Genomic DNA, 16923 nt, shown 5'->3' with positions numbered 1-16923 from the left:
CGATTTTTAGTCAAATTCGTATAAAGAAAGAGTGTCCAGAAGTCGAACCGATGTTGAAAAAGGAAGGTGTATAAACAACAAAGCCCCAGCAATGGCTGAGGCTTATTTGGTATTACAACGGGTCTTCGCTACTTCACACACATCACATTAAGCAGTGAAGAGCCTTTCAATTGATTTACGTTACCATTGGTAAACAGACCTTTCTTATCTGCGCCCCAATAAGGTAAATGCATTGGCCAGTTCTGTTTTTCCATAACCTTTGAGCTCAAGATGCTCTGCCACTGCTTTTCACTCATCAGCTTCATGTTGACCTGACTACACACCAATTCAGCGCTATCGAAATCTAGGCGGCTCCAAGGCTTACCTTGCTCCATATAGAACTGTTGTTGATGGTCTAGAAGGTAAGGAATCGCATATTGGCTACCCGCAACATTGGCTGTCACACGAATTTCGATTTCCAAATCGTTATCTGAATTCGCGTTACCGCTTGGTAGCGCCTGAATAGCTGCAGCACTCGTTACCGCTGCCGCTTGCTTAGCTGCCACAGGTTTCGGAGCAGGTTTTGGTTTTACAGGAGCCTTAGGCTTAACCATTTTTGGCTCTGCCGGTTTTGCAACGATAGGCTGTGATGAGGTTTTCGACTTATCGACCATTCGAATAAAAGCTTCGTTATAGCCAGACACCTTACGCACCTGAGCTAAGTCTTTTCTCGCATCAGAGAAGGTAGAATAAGGCCCGATTAAGCAACGATAGTCTCCGCCTTCAGGCTTCATCCAAACGTTGGTCGAGATTTTTTCATACAAAGGCTTTGCTCGGCTCAGTGACAGAGGCTTGTTCAGCAGGCCACATTGAACCCAAAACAGCTCGTTATCTGAATGACGTTTAGGCGCCTTGCTTCCCCACACACCCTTACCGATCGGACATGACTGCTCTAGCTGTGGTAATTGGTTGGTGCTTGCTTGAGTGGCATCACATAGAACCGACTCTGCATTCACTTGGCTCGATACCAAAAGAGATGCAGCGATAAGCCCCATACGATAATTTCTCGTCACAGCACGACATACAGCATTCATTGTCAATTTCATAACCACCACTTAAACCCTTACGGGTTAATTATTACCGAATCAATGTCGATAAAACATGAATTCCATTTTAAGTATTATTGACACTATCAATGGTACTAAGTTCCAGATCCATTAAGCAAAAAAAGAGCCGTAATTGCTTACGGCTCTTAATTTAGTGACTTTTTTATCTAAAAATCAATCAGAGCTATCACCCTTTATAAATTTTAGGGTTAAACACGTCACGTAACCAATCGCCTAATAGGTTAATAACTAGAACCAATGTTACCAAAAGCACACCTGGGAATGCTGTGATCCACCATGCTCCTGAGAAAATGTAGTTAAAACCTGTACTGATCAGAGCACCCAGTGACGGTTGGTCTACCGGAAGACCTAAACCTAGGAAAGAAAGTGCCGCTTCTGACATGATGGCATTTGCCACCTGTACCGTAGAGATAACCAAAATTGGAGATAAACAGTTAGGCAGAATATGACGGAACATGATGCGAGGCGCTCTAAAGCCCATCACACGTGCCGCTTCTACATACTCTTTCTTCTTCTCTGCCAATACCGATGCACGAATTGTACGAGCATACTGCGGCCATTCAGCAATACCGATGATCACCACCAGCATAACAACGGCATATTGCGCATAGAAGTCACTGCCAAAGCTAGCCTTAAAGATGGCCGAGACAATGATCGCAACCATCATGGTTGAGAACGAAAGCTGAACATCAGCGAAACGCATCAAGAAGCTATCAATACGGCCACCGAAATAACCCGCAGATAAGCCAATGATGATACCAAGCGTCAGTTGTAGGCCTACCGCTAAGAAACCAATGGTCAGTGATAAGCGCGAACCGTAAAGCATGGTAGATAAAATATCACGGCCTTGCTCATCCGTTCCGAGCAAGAAACGTTCTTCGCCGTCTTCCATCCATGATGGTGGCAGCTCTGAATCCATGATATCAATCGATGTCACGTCGTACGGGTCTGTTGGCGCTAGAATAGGTGCTGCTAGTGCCATCACTAAGAAGATTGAGAAAATGGCGAAACTCACCATTGCCACTTTGTCGCGTAAGAAGTAATACACAATGTCTGATTGCTTAAAACGTTCCCAGCGAGACGGCACTGTCGATGTCTGTTCCATGATTATGCTCCTTTCCCTGTGATGTTAACGGTTGGGTTGATAACACCGTAAAGCAAATCAACAATCGTGTTAGTCACTACGAAAATAAGACCAACAAAAATAACGTATGCGGTAATCAGCGGTGTATCTACACGGTTGATCGCTTCTAAAAATAAGAAACCTGTGCCAGGCCACTGGAAAACCGTTTCAGTAAGAATGGTGTATGCCACCATAGTACCAATCTGAACACCACCAACAGTAAGAACCGGTAGCATGGTGTTTTTCAATGCGTGTTGATAATAGATTTTGTTTAGCGCTAGGCCTTTCGCTTTACCAAACTTAATGTATTCAGAACTTAGAACTTCTAGCATTTCAGAACGAACTAGACGAATAAACAGAGGCAGCATGATAGATGCTAGAGCAATACTCGGCAGTACCAAGTGTGCAAGGCCATCGAGCGTTAAGAAGCCAGACTCCCAACCAAACCAGTTTGCCGTATCACCACGTCCAAATGACGGTAGCCAACCTAGCTCAATAGAGAACACATACATCAGCATGATTGCAGTTAAGAAAACAGGTACCGAGATGCCGATACTACTACCCGCCATGACCAATTTAGTGAAGAAACTTTTTGGGTGTATTGCAGAATAAACGCCTAATGGAATCGACAGACAAACAATAATCAGAGAAGCACCGAACACAAGTTCAAGCGTCGCGACCAATTTGTCTAAAATTACGTCCACAGCAGGGCGTTTAAAGAAATATGAAGTACCAAGATCACCTTGTAGGGCTGCGCCTATAAAGCGAGTATATTTTGTAACGAAGGGATCATTTAAGCCGAGTTCATCGCGTAGCGCTTGACGCTCCGCCTCTGAAACAGATTGACCGACTAACTCACGTAACGGGTCGCCCAGGTTATCCTGAATGGCAAACGCCACCAAACTGATCACAAACATCACTATCAGTGCCTGAAACAGGCGCTTGACCAGAAACGTAACCATTCCTTGCCCCTTATCTATCCATGACTGTCTAATCGAAATCCGCGACTAGACAACAAAAAATTCAGTCTTAAAAAAGGTATTTAGCCAGACTGAAGGAAGACCAAATACCGAAACTTAAATCTATATCTTAATAATATTGAGAGCCTGAAAGCTTCAGGCTCTCGATTCTAGCAAGCTAGATTATTTTACAACTAGGTCGCCGAAGTAAGGCATAACCATTGGGTTTACTACGTCTGCTGCACCTACGTTAGATTTCGCGCCCCACGCTTCACTTTGCCAGTGTAGAGGTACGAATACTGCGTCATTGTAAAGTGTTGCTTCAACGCCTTTCAGCATCTTAGAACGCTTAACAGGGTCAGTTTCAGTGTTAGAAGCTTCTACAATCGCATCCATTTCTGGGTTTGAGTAACCAGAACAGTTGTATTGACCACGGCCAGTCTCTTCGTTACGAGTCATCGTTAGGAACTCGTTGAAGTTAGCTGAATCTTCTGTATCTGAGTGCCAGCCGATCATCATCATGTCTGCTGAACATAGGTCAAACTCAGGCCAGTACTGTGCTTTAGGCATCGTCTTAAGATCAACTTTGATACCAATCTTAGACAGCATTGCCGCAGACGCTTGCGCTACTTTCGCATCGTTCACGTAACGGTTGTTAGGCGCTGCCATAGTTAGTGTAAAGCCATCTTCGTAGCCCGCTTCTTTCATCAGCTCTTTCGCTTTTTTCAGATCGTAACGAGGAACTAGATCTTCGTTGTGACCCGCGTAGCCTGTTGGGCTTTGCTGACCAGCAGCTGTCGCGAAACCTTTCATGATTTTCTTAACAATACCTTCATTGTTAATCGCATGAACGATTGCTTGACGAACGCGCACATCTTTCAGTGCTTCGTTGCTGTTTTGGTTCATTTGGAACGTAATGATACGAGTACCAGGTAGCGTTACTAGATCGATGTTCTTAGCGTTTTTAACACGCTTGTGATCATTTGGTGCTACTGGGTGAATCATATCCACGTCACCAGAAAGAAGTGCTGCTACACGCGTTGCATCTTCTTTGATTGGCACAAGTGTTAGCTTGTCTACGTTACCTTCAGTTTCTGTGTCCCAGTAATCGTTGAAACGCTCGAACGTTACTTTAACGCCTTGCTCACGTTGAGTTACGATGAATGGGCCAGTACCTGAAACGTTAGTCGAAGCGAACGAGTTACCGTGCTTAACTAGCTCAGATTTATCATTACCTTCCGCTGTTTGACCAGAGTAAAACTTGCTGTCCATTGGGAAGATGTAAGTTGCTGTTTGTAGTACTAGTGGGTAAGCCGCTTTTGATACTAGCTCAACTGTGTAGTCATCCACTTTTACCATTTTTTCGTATGGCGTGAAGATAGACTTAAAGTCTGGAGAAGCTTGTAGACGTTCAAAAGTCCACACAACATCATCAGCAGTCAGTTCGTTACCAGAGTGGAATTTCACACCTTTACGTAGGTTAAAACGGAAAGTCGTATCATCAACACGCTCCCAGCTAGATGCTAGGCGGCCTTCAAAATCCATCTCTTGAGTGAAACGTACTAGAGGGTCAAACACCATGTGAGACATTTGCAGTGTGCCACCAGACAGCTGCTCGTGCGGGTCAAGTGATACCGGGTCAGCTGCGTAGCCAACGGTAATATCTGCTGCTGCTGCACTAAAGCTTAGGCCAGCTGCCATTAAAGCTACTGCTAATTTGCTTTTCATGGTTTTCATTGCATAACTCCTTCATGCGGGAATCCAGATCCCTAGTTGTTGTATTTGCGTCTGTTTATTGTTTTTAGCAAGCCAAACTCCAGCCTGCTGATTTTTATATCGCGGCTTTTGCCACTGCTTTTTCTTCTCTTAAACCCGTAAATTCAGGCATTAAAGAAATTAGGTGTTTGCTGTATTCATGCTGAGGCGATTGGAACAACTGCTCTGTTGGCGCTACTTCCAATAGCTCTCCCATTTGCATCACACCAACACGATCACACATTTGACGAATAACCGGTAAATCGTGACTGATGAACAGCATGGTTAGGTTGAGCTCGTCTTGTAAGTCTTTTAATAGATTAAGAATCTGAGCCTGTACCGACACATCCAGCGCCGACGTAGGTTCATCACAAATCAGAAGACGTGGGCGAGTTGCCAAGGCGCGAGCGATAGAAATACGCTGACGTTGGCCACCTGAGAATTCGTGTGGGTATTTAACTCCAGCCATCTTGCCTAAACCAACGTGCTCTAGCAGGTCGTGAACGATCTGACGAGTTTCATTCTCGTTGCGCGTAAGCTTATGGAATCGGATAGGTTCAGCAATGATGTCGAAGATCTTCATTCGAGGATTCATTGATGTGTATGGGTTTTGGAACACCATCTGCATTTGGCGACGCATTGGGCGACGCTCTTTCTCAGACTTAAGCCCAGTAAGGTCAATACCTTCAAAGGTCACTTTGCCTGAGTTGGGTGCGTACAAGCCAGCAATCACACGAGCAATCGTTGATTTACCCGAACCAGATTCACCCACAAGACCAAAAGTTTCACCTTCGTGTACTTCAAAGCTCACATTGTTTGACGCCTGAACGTACTCACGACGACTCTCAAAGAAAGAATCCTTGGTGGTAAAGCGTAAGTTGACGTTTTCAACATTCAACAACGGGCCAGTGTAATCACGGTGATCTTGGCTTTGACCTAACCAGTGGTTTTTCACATCAAGTGGTTCCATCTCGTGCGCTTCTTCGATGTAGCTCACAAGAGGGAAACGATCGAGTTTACGATCTGAACGCGGAACCGCTGAGATAAGACTGTGCGTGTAAGGGTGTTCAGGAGTACCAAGGACTTTCGCCGTCGGGCCAAACTCAACTAAATCACCACGATACATAACCGCTACGCGATCGGTAACGTTAGATACGACACCCATGTCGTGCGTGACCAACATACAACCTACGTTCTTCTTAATACATAGGTCGCGAATTAAACCCAAAATCTGGTCTTGGATAGACACATCCAGTGCGGTTGTTGGTTCATCTGCGATGATTAAGTCAGGTTCACCTGCCAATGCGATCGCGATAACAACACGCTGACGCATACCGCCAGAGAATTGGTGTGGGTACTGCTTTAAACGGTTTTCTGGTTGCGGAATACCAACTTGGTTCATCAAGTCTAATGAGCGTTGGTAAGCTTCTTGATCCGAAACCTTCATGTTGGCATGAATCGTTTCTTTTAACTGCTGCTCTACTGTGAATAGAGGGTTAAGAGAAGTCATTGGGTCTTGGAAGATAAAACCAATCTTTGAGCCGCGAACAGAACGCATCTGTTCAGGAGATAAGCCAGAGACTTTTTCGCCATCCAAAAATACCTCGCCGCTAGCAATGCGACCAGGAGGGCTCAGTAGATCGATCACAGCATTGCCTACTGTTGATTTACCGGCACCAGACTCCCCTACAACGCCAACAATCTCACCACGTTCAATGTTGAACGAAAGCGATTTTACTGCTGCGTGAACTCCATGACGAGATGGGTATTCGATACGAAGATTTTTTACTTCTAAAAGTGACATTACCAGACCTCTACTGCTTTGGCAGCTCTCTGCCCTGTCTGCAAAATTGAATCCATTCTTACCAGAATATTGTTCTGATATTTTATACGGTTGACAATTTGGCAAATAATTCACAGAAAAGCAACAAAAATAGGATAAAAAGTCGACATTAAACGCTTAACAAGCAAAAGCACCACATAACTATTCACCCAGAGAGCATATAGTAATAAAAATCAACATTCTATTGTCGATAATAAATACTCACAAATCCCTTACTACCACTTACTTGTAGAGTTAAACCTATGGTTAAAAGCAGATCTCACTACCAGTCACTAAAAACAAATAATTATTCCAAAAAACAATTAACACTATAGAAACAAACGCTAATTTTTGTCATTTAAGCAAACAAAACAACCAGATAGAAGCATATTAACCATATATATTACCCCTAACATCATTTCAGCGAATACCAACCAGTGAAACGAGAGACTTACTAAAATGGAGACGATTTTGAGCGACTTGATGTAAAGAAAACTGTCAAATACAGGCCTTAGAGAACATATTCAGCGTCAAATTTCACTTTTCATAGAAATCTTTAGACTAAACCTATTAATTTGTCGAATGATTGGCGGTGAATTTTATATAAAATTAGATATCGATCAGCCCATTTAATAAAGCCGACATCTCTAGAAAGGCGCGATAATCTAGAAAAAAGGTAAGAGATCGCTTTATATAAAACGATGGATCTTGCGAAGGCTATATCAAACAAGACGTTGAAATATTTAGGGTATCAGTATTCAAAATCAAAAATAACTTCAACGACAGATGTCAAAAACCTCAACCTTTCGACTGAAACCTCTATTGTGGTAAATAAAGAGAGATTCGGCACGGAAGCGCTTCCTGTGGCCTGACGAACCGCCGAGCTGGCGATCCAGCCCACGATCTTCTGGCCCCAACTATCTAAAATTCCTGATGTAAAAAAGCCCCGTCATTTCTGACGCGGACGGCTAGTTGAGGCTTCTTAAGTGATAGGTGAAGAGACATTCTTTGAACATCAGGCGAACCCCACTTGGGTTCCAATCTAGTGATCTACAGATGAAAAAAAAGCTCATCATTTCTGATGAGCTTTCTTAAAGGTGATCGGTGAAGAAGGATTTGATGCGACTGGGCTTCCAGCCCCCGAATACACCATTATCTTTTCTCCAGATAGAAAGAAAGCTCATCAATTCTGATGAGCTTTCTTAAGGTGGTCGGTGAAGAGGGGTTTGATCGGACTGGCGATCCAGCCCACGACCCTCTGGTCTCAAATTATCTAAATTCCAGGCGTAAAAAAGCCCCGTCATTTCTGACGAGGCTTCTTAAGGTGGTCGGTGAAGAGGGATTCGAACCCCCGACCCTCTGGTCCCAAACCAGATGCGCTACCAAGCTGCGCTATTCACCGAGACGTTTCGTTTGATTTCTCAAACAGGGAACTTCAAAGAAGCTACCAAAATTAATGGGGTGGCTAACGAGATTCGAACTCGCGACCACCGGAATCACAATCCAGGGCTCTACCAACTGAGCTATAGCCACCACTAATTTTTTATATAACCGCTTAAAAGCGATTATTGAAATAGTGGTCGGTGAAGAGGGATTCGAACCCCCGACCCTCTGGTCCCAAACCAGATGCGCTACCAAGCTGCGCTATTCACCGACTAATTTTGTATCGACTCTTGGGAATAATGAATCAACACTGGAAGCCGAAGCTACCGATATTTTGTAAAGAAAGAATGGGGTGGCTAACGAGATTCGAACTCGCGACCACCGGAATCACAATCCAGGGCTCTACCAACTGAGCTATAGCCACCATTATTTCTTTTTTGCCAATTTCTCACTTACCGAAGTAAGAGACCGGATGGCGCGCCTGAAAGGATTCGAACCTTCGGCCTTTGGCTCCGGAGGCCAACGCTCTATCCAGCTGAGCTACAGGCGCATGCCCTGTCGGCGGAGTGGAATAATACGTATATCACCCAATGCCGTCTAGTACTTTTTTAACTTTTTTTTCTGTTTGGTCTCTTTTTCGACAGTTAATATGTGATAAACCCCTTATTTGAGTACTACAACCCGCCACAGCTTATAAGTTGTTGTTTATTGCAACAACTTATCGGGATATAATCACCCATTATTTACATTGGTTTAACAGTTGCTCTTTGCTGGTGAAGCCAAAACACCCTCCAACACTATAAATTGGTAAGCACGTACTTACCTTGGGAATGTAAAGTGAGTTTAATGGATATGTCTCGTCGAATTTTAAGCGTTGTCATCGCAGTTTTAACCTTTTCAACTGGCGCAATGGCTTCAGGCCTTAGCGAAGCAGAGCAAGATGCAATTGCTGAACGCATCAAACCAGTTGGTCAAGTTTACCTAGTCGGCAGCGAACCAGTAGCCGCAGAACCAACAGGCCCTCGTGATGGCGCAACAGTTTACGGTACCTTTTGTATCGCTTGTCACGCATCTGGCGTAAGTGGCGCCCCTAAAACAGGTGATGCTGGTGATTGGGGACCTCGTATAGCTCAAGGTCGCGATATCCTAGCTAACCACGCAATCAACGGCTTTAATGCAATGCCAGCGAAAGGTTCATGTATGGACTGTTCAGACGACGAAATCAAAGATGCTATCGAGCACATGATTGCTGGTCTGTAATTTACCGATCTGTAATTAAAAGTGCCAGATTCAAAAAAGGTGACCCTATGGTCACCTTTTTATTTGTCTCTATTTAATGCTTTCAGAACCAGACGCTACTTTTTGTTGAACATCGCACGAATATTAGCAATGTGTGCCTGTCCTTTTTCCATTCTTTCTTCAGCGGATTGTGGTTTCTTAACGCTTTCCCACTCAACATCATCATGCGGCAACTCGTCAAGGAAGCGGCTTTGTGTTGGCTTAATCAATTCACCGTACTGACGACGTTCACGACACTTAGTAAAGGTCAGCTCTTTTTGCGCTCGCGTAATCCCTACGTACATAAGACGACGCTCTTCTTCTACATTACCTTCATCAACACTGGTTTGGTGTGGCAAGATGCCCTCTTCAGCCCCCATCAAGAATACATACGGAAACTCTAGGCCTTTCGAAGCGTGCAATGTCATTAGTTGAACTTGGTCTGCATCGTCATTATCTTCCCCACGCTCCATCATGTCGCGCAAAGTTAAACGTTGAACAACCTCTCGTAGCGTCTTCTCTTCTTTATCATAATTATCACCTTCGAGGTCGGCCACAATCCAACTATAGAGATCAGAGACGTTCTTCATTCGCATCTCTGCGGCCTTCGGGCTTGGAGAGGTTTCGTAGAGCCAATCTTCGTAATTGATGTCACGAACCAAAGAGCGAACCGCCTCAACTGTATTACCACGTTCAGCATTATCTGAAATTCGAACAATCCAATCACCGAAGCGACGTAGGTTTTCTAAACCACGGCCCGTCAGCGTTTGCTCTAAACCCATTTCGAAGCTGGCTTCAAACAGACTTTTACCGCGCATGTTGGCGTAGCTGCCTAATTTTTCCAGCGTAACAGGGCCGATCTCACGACGCGGCGTATTCACAATACGCAGGAAGGCGTTGTCATCATCAGGGTTCACCAACACACGTAGGTAAGCCATGATGTCTTTAATCTCAGCTCTAGCAAAGAAAGAGGTACCACCAGAGATCTTGTAAGGCACACGGTTCTGCATCAAGGCTTTTTCAATCAAGCGCGATTGATGATTACCTCGGTAAAGTACTGCGTAATCTTTATATTCTGTGCGATTCAGAAACTTGTGGGCGATTATCTCGCCGGTAATACGCTCTGCTTCATGCTCTTCATTCTTAGCATTCAGTACCTTGAGCTTTTCACCGTCCGGGATCTCTGAGAACAGTGACTTTTCATAAACGTGTGGGTTGTTGGCGATCAAGATGTTCGCCGCACGTAATATTCGACTGGTTGAGCGATAGTTTTGCTCGAGTTTGATCAAGCGAAGATTCGGATAGTCCTCACCCAGCAACACCAAGTTTTGCGGCTTTGCACCACGCCATGAATAGATAGATTGGTCATCGTCACCTACTACCGTTAAGCGACCACGCTCTCCTACTAGTAAACGAACCAACTCATATTGACTGGTGTTGGTATCTTGGTACTCATCGACCAGTAAATAGCGAATGCGAGACTGCCAGCGGTCACGCACTTCTTGATTGGTTTTCAGTAACAATACCGGCATCGCAATCAGATCATCAAAATCGAGCGCGTTATAGGCCTTCATCTGTTTCTGATACATCTCAAAACAGAATGCAAACAACTGCTCTTGTTCACCTTGAGCTCTTGCTTTCGCCTGATCTGGCGTCAGCATGTCGTTCTTCCAATTTGAGATGGTACTCATCAAAGAACGCAGCAGATCCTTATCACCATCGATCTGTGTTTCGGTTAATTCTTTAAGTAGAGCTAACTGGTCTTGATCATCAAATAACGAGAATCCTGCTTTCAGACCCAGCGCTTTGTATTCTCGGCGAATGATAGTTAAACCCATGGTATGGAACGTTGAAACGATCAGACCTTTAGATTCACCTTTACCCAGAGTTTGACCCACACGCTCTTTCATCTCGCGTGCCGCTTTATTGGTAAAGGTTACCGCTGCAATATTACGAGCCTTGTAGCCACACTCTTGAACCAAGTAAGCAATCTTGTTGGTGATAACACGTGTTTTACCCGATCCAGCGCCCGCTAATACTAAGCAGGGGCCAGAAACATACTTCACGGCTTCATCTTGTCTTGGGTTCAGTCTCATTTGATTCTCAATTTGGTCTAGAGGGGCGAATTCAATTGCGCGCCTATAATAATGCTGCAACACCACGAATGCTACGTTCTCTTATACAAGATTTTTACGCTACTTGTGTAAAACTTTGTTGCACATGTGTATGGTTCTTGGGCTATAATGAATGAACGTTCATTCACTGGTGATGGAATAATGACAACTCATGCACCTCAGGATAAACGCCAACAAATACTTTCTGCCGCTGAAAAGCTCATTGCGGAGGTCGGCTTTCAAGGCCTTTCAATGCAAAAATTAGCCAAAGAGGCGGGAGTTGCTGCAGGCACTATCTACCGCTACTTCGATGATAAAGACCACTTGATAGATGATGTTCGAGTGCTCGTGACTCAACGAGTAGCAGATGCTGTTCAAGAAGGGGTTGATGATTCGGATCCAATTAAGCAACGCTACCGTACTATGTGGTTGAACATATGGAACTTAGCGGGAACGAACTTAGCCGCGATAAAAAATCGGGTTCAATATGACTCACTGCCCATCACAAATAGCCTAAACTTCAGGGAACTAGAACGTAAAATGTTTGCCCAAGTTGAGCTGCTATTTAATGAGGGTAAAGAGCAAGGACTGTTTAAACCACTTGATAATGAAGTATTAAGCGGCTTGAGCTTAGCGGCTAGCGTATCTCTAGCGCGAAAGCATTCTTTAGGATTTTACCAACTCGACGAGGCAGAACTAGAATCTGCAATAGAAGCCAGTTGGGATGCAATAATTAAACACTAGATCGGAGTTTTGACCATAATGAAAAAGTGGACTTTCTTCATGTTACTCATCGCTGTACTTCTTTTCGGCAGCGTTATTGGGTTCAACATGTTCAAACAACAAAAAATTGCTGAGTATATGGCCAACCGCCCTGAACCAGAGTTTCCAGTAACGGTTACTGAAGTTCAGCCGATCGACTGGGTTCCAGTAATTGAAGCTATCGGCTTCATCGAACCTAACCAAGGTGTCACGCTAGCAAATGAAACCAGCGGTGTTATTGACCAAATCTCCTTTGGTTCTGGTACTGATGTTAAAAATGACCAACTTCTTGTTCGCCTTGATTCTGGCGTAGAAAAGGCAAATCTAAAGAGTTCTGAAGCTCGCCTGCCTGCGGCAAAAGCAAAATACAAACGCTACCAAGGCCTGTATAAGAAAGGTTCTATTTCAAAAGAAGCATACGATGAAGCAGAAGCAAACTACTACTCTCTATCTGCTGATATTGAAAGCCTAAAAGCATCTATCGAACGCCGTGAAATTCGTGCTCCTTTCGATGGCAAGGTGGGTATTCGTAACGTGTACCTAGGTCAATACCTGCAATCAGGTACAGATATCGTTCGTTTAGAAGATACCAGCGTGATGCGCCTACGCTTTACTGTATCTCAAACAGATATCTCTCGTATCAATGTTGGTCAGGCTATCGACATCTTTGTTGATGCTTACCCGGAGAAACCGTTTGAAGGCTCTATCAGTGCCATTGAACCAGCGGTAAGTATCCAAAGTGGTCTTATTCAAGTTCAAGCGGATATTCCAAACAATGATGGCCAACTTCGTAGCGGCATGTTCGCTCGCGCTAACATCATTCTGCCTAAGCTAGAGAACCAAGTAACCTTGCCTCAAACAGCGATTACTTTCACTTTATATGGTGACAATGTTTACATCCTTACGGAAGAAGACGGCGTTCAACGTGTTGCTCAACATGTTGTAAAAGTAGGTGAGCGTACAGCTGAGATCGCACACATCCTTGAAGGCGTTAAAGCCGGTGATACAGTTGTAACTTCTGGCCAAGTACGTCTAAGTAACGGTGCCAAAGTTAAGGTTGTTGAAAGTGATGCAATCACTCCACCATCTGAAACACCTAAGCTGTAACTGGAGGCACAATGCGCTTTACTGATGTTTTTATTAAACGTCCAGTTCTAGCGGTATCCATCAGCTTTTTGATTGCTCTGCTTGGCTTACAAGCAATCTTCAAAATGCAGGTGCGTGAATACCCTGAAATGACGAATACCGTCGTAACCGTAACCACGAGTTACTACGGTGCAAGTGCCGATCTTATCCAAGGCTTTATCACCCAGCCCCTCGAACAGGCTGTGGCTCAAGCGGATAATATCGACTATATGACTTCTTCTTCTGTACTTGGTAGTTCTACGATTACCGTAAACATGAAGCTGAACACCGACCCGAATGCGGCGTTGTCAGACATACTGGCCAAGACAAACTCGGTACGGTCTCAGCTTCCTAAAGAAGCCGAAGATCCAACCGTAACTATGTCTACGGGTTCAACGACAGCGGTACTCTACATTGGCTTTACCAGTGACGAGTTGGTGTCGAGCCAAATTACTGATTATCTAGAGCGTGTAATCAACCCGCAGCTATTTACGGTAAATGGTGTATCCAAAGTTGACCTATATGGTGGTATGAAATACGCACTGCGCGTATGGCTAGACCCATCAAAAATGGCGGCGGTTAGCCTAACTGCATCTGATGTGATGACGGTACTGAACGCTAACAACTACCAATCAGCGACAGGTCAAGCGACCGGTGAGTTCGTGCTTTACAACGGCAGTGCAGATACTCAGGTATCAAACACTGAAGAATTAGAAAACCTAGTAGTGAAGAGCGGTGAAGGTGAGATCATTCGCCTATCCGACATCGCTAAGGTTTCGCTAGAGAAAAGCCACGACATTTACCGCGCAAGTGCTAATGGTCAAGAAGCGGTTGTTGCAGCTATTAACGCGGCACCAAGTGCTAACCCAATCAACATCGCTGCAGATGTACTTGAGCTTCTTCCTCAACTAGAGAAGAACCTACCAAGCAACATCTCTATGAATGTAATGTACGATTCAACCATTGCGATTAACGAATCAATTCAAGAGGTTATTAAGACCATCCTTGAAGCAGCATTAATCGTATTGATCGTAATTACCTTGTTCTTAGGTTCATTCCGAGCGGTACTGATCCCTATCGTGACTATTCCACTGTCTTTGATTGGTGTGGCAATGGTGATGCAGGCAATGGGCTTCTCTTGGAACCTGATGACACTACTGGCAATGGTACTCGCCATCGGCCTGGTAGTAGATGATGCAATCGTAGTACTAGAGAACGTCGACCGGCATATCAAGCTCGGGGAATCCCCTTTCCGAGCAGCAATTATCGGTACTCGTGAAATTGCGATCCCTGTTATTGCAATGACATTAACGCTAGGTGCGGTATACGCTCCAATCGCGATGATGGGTGGTATCACAGGCTCGCTATTTAAAGAGTTTGCGTTAACCCTAGCTGGTTCAGTTTTTGTTTCGGGTATCGTGGCACTAACGCTATCGCCAATGATGTGTTCAAAAATGCTAAAAGCTCACGCTGAGCCGAGCAAGTTTGAGCAGAAAGTTCACAGCGTGCTGGATGGCATGACTAACCGTTACGAGCGTATGCTTGGTGCGGTAATGCAACATCGTCCAGTATTTATTGGTTTTGCTATCATCGTATTTGCAAGTTTGCCGTTGTTGTTCAAGTTCATCCCTAGTGAGTTAGCACCTTCAGAAGATAAAGGTGTAATCATGTTGATGGGTACAGCACCGTCGAATGCGAACTTAGACTTCATGCAAAACACCATGAACGACGTAAACAAGATTCTGTCTGATCAGCCAGAAGTAGCTTACGCGCAAGTATTTACAGGTGTGCCTAATGCAAACCAAGCTTTTGGTATCGCATCTATGGTTCCATGGAGTGAGCGTGAAGCAAGCCAGTCTGAAGTAGCAAACCGCGTTGGTAATTTGGTGAAAGACGTTCCAGGAATGGCGGTAACTGCATTCCAAATGCCAGAACTACCAGGTGCCGGTTCAGGTCTTCCAATTCAGTTTGTTATTACAACGCCAAACAGTTTTGAAAGCTTGTTCCAAATCACCACAGACATTCTGGCTGATGTCTCTTCAAATCCACTGTTCGTGTATTCAGATCTCGACCTGAACTACGACTCGGCAACCATGAAGATCAACATTGACAAGGATAAAGCGGGCGCATACGGCGTGACCATGCAAGATATCGGTATCACACTCGGTACCATGATGTCAGATGGCTACGTAAACCGTATCGACTTGAATGGCCGTTCTTACGAGGTTATTCCTCAAGTTGAACGTAAATTCCGTTTGAACCCAGAGTCAATGAACAACTACTACGTACGTGCCGCTGATGGTAACGCCGTTCCTCTAGGCAGTTTGATTACGATTGATGTTGTGGCAGAGCCTCGCTCTCTTCCTCACTTCAACCAATTGAACTCGGCTACAATTGGTGCGGTACCGGCTCCAGGCGCTGCAATGGGTGATGCAATTGCGTGGTTTGAAGACACGGCAGCAAATAAGCTTCCAAGTGGCTACAACCATGACTACATGGGTGAAGCGCGCCAATACGTAACAGAAGGTAGCGCACTTTACGCGACCTTTGGTTTAGCGTTGGCTATCATCTTCTTGGTATTGGCGATTCAGTTTGAATCTCTAAAAGATCCACTGGTTATCATGGTATCTGTACCACTAGCGATTTGTGGTGCCCTAATAGCTCTGGCTTGGGGTGCGGCAACGATGAACATCTACTCGCAAGTTGGTTTGATCACCTTGGTCGGCCTGATTACCAAGCACGGTATCTTGATCTGTGAGGTAGCGAAAGAAGAACAGCTACACAATCACAAGACTCGTATTGAAGCGGTAATGGAAGCGGCGAAGGTTCGTCTTCGTCCAATCCTGATGACAACGGCTGCGATGATCGCGGGTCTAATCCCACTAATGTACGCAAGTGGTGCGGGTGCGGCTCAACGTTTCAGTATTGGTATCGTAATCGTTGCAGGTCTAGCGATTGGTACTATCTTCACGCTATTTGTACTGCCAGTGATTTACAGCTACTTGGCTGAAAAACACAAACCTCTGCCTGTATTTGTTGAAGACAAAGACCTAGAAAAGCTAGCTCGCGTCGATGAAGCAAAAGCAGCGCACAGAGAATTAGCTGATAATAAGTAATCACTAAGTCGTAATAACAATAAAAAGGCTACTTCGGTGGCCTTTTTTTGTACGCCATAGGCGACATCTCAAGTGTGATTAAATAGAATAGTGATAAATATTCAGGAGTTTTAATTGATATGTTTGATCCAAAAAAACTAGAGCAGATTGCTAAGCAGATCCACGATTCTATGCCTCAACCAGTAAAAGAGCTTGGTTCAGACGTAGATCAAAAAGTTCGTCAGGTTATCCAAGGCCAACTGAACAAGCTAGACGTTGTAAGCCGTGAAGAATTTGATGTTCAAACACAAGTACTACTGCGCACTCGCCAAAAGCTGACTGAAATGGAACAAAAGCTAACGGACTTAGAAGCAAAGATTGCCGACAAGTAAGCGTAAAGC

At 44.6% G+C, this 16923-nt stretch carries 11 protein-coding genes and 5 tRNA genes; 5 read left to right on the top strand and 11 right to left on the bottom strand.

Features of this window, described 5'->3' with window-relative positions; all coding sequences use genetic code 11:
* Positions 1-128: 128 nt before the first annotated feature.
* The 10 genes from DUN60_RS14665 to DUN60_RS14620 all read right to left on the bottom strand — a co-directional run bounded on the left by DUN60_RS14665 (position 129) and on the right by DUN60_RS14620 (position 8698).
* Complete coding sequence (locus tag DUN60_RS14665; protein ID WP_114634162.1) at positions 129-1085, bottom strand: SPOR domain-containing protein; 957 nt, start codon at positions 1083-1085, stop codon at positions 129-131.
* A 187-nt stretch (positions 1086-1272) separates the two neighbouring features.
* Complete coding sequence (locus tag DUN60_RS14660) at positions 1273-2211, bottom strand: ABC transporter permease (RefSeq protein WP_004735541.1); 939 nt, start codon at positions 2209-2211, stop codon at positions 1273-1275.
* 2 nt (positions 2212-2213) lie between these two features.
* The gene (locus DUN60_RS14655; protein WP_004735540.1) at positions 2214-3191 is read right to left on the bottom strand and encodes an ABC transporter permease; all 978 of its coding nucleotides are present in this window, start codon (positions 3189-3191) and stop codon (positions 2214-2216) included.
* 180 nt (positions 3192-3371) lie between these two features.
* Positions 3372-4925, bottom strand: a complete 1554-nt coding sequence (locus tag DUN60_RS14650; RefSeq protein WP_054548018.1) for an ABC transporter substrate-binding protein — start codon at positions 4923-4925, stop codon at positions 3372-3374.
* A 94-nt stretch (positions 4926-5019) separates the two neighbouring features.
* Positions 5020-6747: a dipeptide ABC transporter ATP-binding protein gene (locus DUN60_RS14645; protein ID WP_004735537.1), complete on the bottom strand. Its 1728-nt coding sequence runs from the start codon at positions 6745-6747 to the stop codon at positions 5020-5022.
* A 1343-nt stretch (positions 6748-8090) separates the two neighbouring features.
* Positions 8091-8167, bottom strand: a tRNA-Pro gene (locus DUN60_RS14640).
* A gap of 55 nt (positions 8168-8222) precedes the next feature.
* Positions 8223-8298 (bottom strand) — tRNA-His (locus DUN60_RS14635).
* Positions 8299-8342: 44 nt separating this feature from the next.
* Positions 8343-8419, bottom strand: a tRNA-Pro gene (locus tag DUN60_RS14630).
* A 77-nt stretch (positions 8420-8496) separates the two neighbouring features.
* Positions 8497-8572: transfer RNA gene (locus tag DUN60_RS14625), tRNA-His, on the bottom strand.
* Positions 8573-8621: 49 nt separating this feature from the next.
* Positions 8622-8698 (bottom strand) — tRNA-Arg (locus DUN60_RS14620).
* A gap of 296 nt (positions 8699-8994) precedes the next feature.
* Here DUN60_RS14620 and DUN60_RS14615 point away from each other — a divergent pair.
* Positions 8995-9408, top strand: a complete 414-nt coding sequence (locus DUN60_RS14615) for a c-type cytochrome (RefSeq protein WP_054548019.1) — start codon at positions 8995-8997, stop codon at positions 9406-9408.
* Positions 9409-9503: 95 nt separating this feature from the next.
* Here the strand turns inward: DUN60_RS14615 and rep are convergent, their stop codons facing one another.
* Positions 9504-11522 carry a DNA helicase Rep gene (gene rep / locus DUN60_RS14610; RefSeq protein ID WP_114634161.1) on the bottom strand — a complete coding sequence of 673 codons (2019 nt, stop codon included), beginning with the start codon at positions 11520-11522 and terminating at the stop codon, positions 9504-9506.
* Between the two features lie 180 nt (positions 11523-11702).
* On the opposite strand from rep, the gene DUN60_RS14605 reads away from it, so the two are divergent.
* The 4 genes from DUN60_RS14605 to ubiK all read left to right on the top strand — a co-directional run bounded on the left by DUN60_RS14605 (position 11703) and on the right by ubiK (position 16914).
* Positions 11703-12284 (top strand): TetR/AcrR family transcriptional regulator, encoded by a 582-nt coding sequence (locus tag DUN60_RS14605; protein WP_198137852.1) that lies wholly within the window; start codon positions 11703-11705, stop codon positions 12282-12284.
* A gap of 18 nt (positions 12285-12302) precedes the next feature.
* Positions 12303-13409: an efflux RND transporter periplasmic adaptor subunit gene (locus DUN60_RS14600; protein ID WP_065207387.1), complete on the top strand. Its 1107-nt coding sequence runs from the start codon at positions 12303-12305 to the stop codon at positions 13407-13409.
* An 11-nt stretch (positions 13410-13420) separates the two neighbouring features.
* Entirely contained in the window at positions 13421-16543 is a 3123-nt protein-coding gene (locus DUN60_RS14595; protein WP_054548022.1) for a multidrug efflux RND transporter permease subunit, read from the top strand.
* Between the two features lie 119 nt (positions 16544-16662).
* Complete coding sequence (ubiK, locus tag DUN60_RS14590) at positions 16663-16914, top strand: ubiquinone biosynthesis accessory factor UbiK (protein ID WP_004735787.1); 252 nt, start codon at positions 16663-16665, stop codon at positions 16912-16914.
* The last annotated feature ends 9 nt before the right edge of the window (positions 16915-16923 follow it).

This window comes from Vibrio splendidus, from assembly GCF_003345295.1.
Lineage (GTDB): Bacteria > Pseudomonadota > Gammaproteobacteria > Enterobacterales > Vibrionaceae > Vibrio > Vibrio splendidus_K.
This window is presented reverse-complemented; position numbering and strand designations above follow the sequence as displayed.

Bases quoted from the DNA above. Each gene is read 5' to 3' on its own strand.
- DUN60_RS14665 (WP_114634162.1), bottom strand. From the start codon at position 1,085: ATGAAATTGACAATGAATGCTGTATGTCGTGCTGTGACGAGAAATTAT.
- DUN60_RS14660 (WP_004735541.1), bottom strand. From the start codon at position 2,211: ATGGAACAGACATCGACAGTGCCGTCTCGCTGGGAACGTTTTAAGCAA.
- DUN60_RS14655 (WP_004735540.1), bottom strand. From the start codon at position 3,191: ATGGTTACGTTTCTGGTCAAGCGCCTGTTTCAGGCACTGATAGTGATG.
- DUN60_RS14650 (WP_054548018.1), bottom strand. From the start codon at position 4,925: ATGAAAACCATGAAAAGCAAATTAGCAGTAGCTTTAATGGCAGCTGGC.
- DUN60_RS14645 (WP_004735537.1), bottom strand. From the start codon at position 6,747: ATGTCACTTTTAGAAGTAAAAAATCTTCGTATCGAATACCCATCTCGT.
- DUN60_RS14615 (WP_054548019.1), top strand. From the start codon at position 8,995: ATGGATATGTCTCGTCGAATTTTAAGCGTTGTCATCGCAGTTTTAACC.
- rep (WP_114634161.1), bottom strand. From the start codon at position 11,522: ATGAGACTGAACCCAAGACAAGATGAAGCCGTGAAGTATGTTTCTGGC.
- DUN60_RS14605 (WP_198137852.1), top strand. From the start codon at position 11,703: ATGACAACTCATGCACCTCAGGATAAACGCCAACAAATACTTTCTGCC.
- DUN60_RS14600 (WP_065207387.1), top strand. From the start codon at position 12,303: ATGAAAAAGTGGACTTTCTTCATGTTACTCATCGCTGTACTTCTTTTC.
- DUN60_RS14595 (WP_054548022.1), top strand. From the start codon at position 13,421: ATGCGCTTTACTGATGTTTTTATTAAACGTCCAGTTCTAGCGGTATCC.
- ubiK (WP_004735787.1), top strand. From the start codon at position 16,663: ATGTTTGATCCAAAAAAACTAGAGCAGATTGCTAAGCAGATCCACGAT.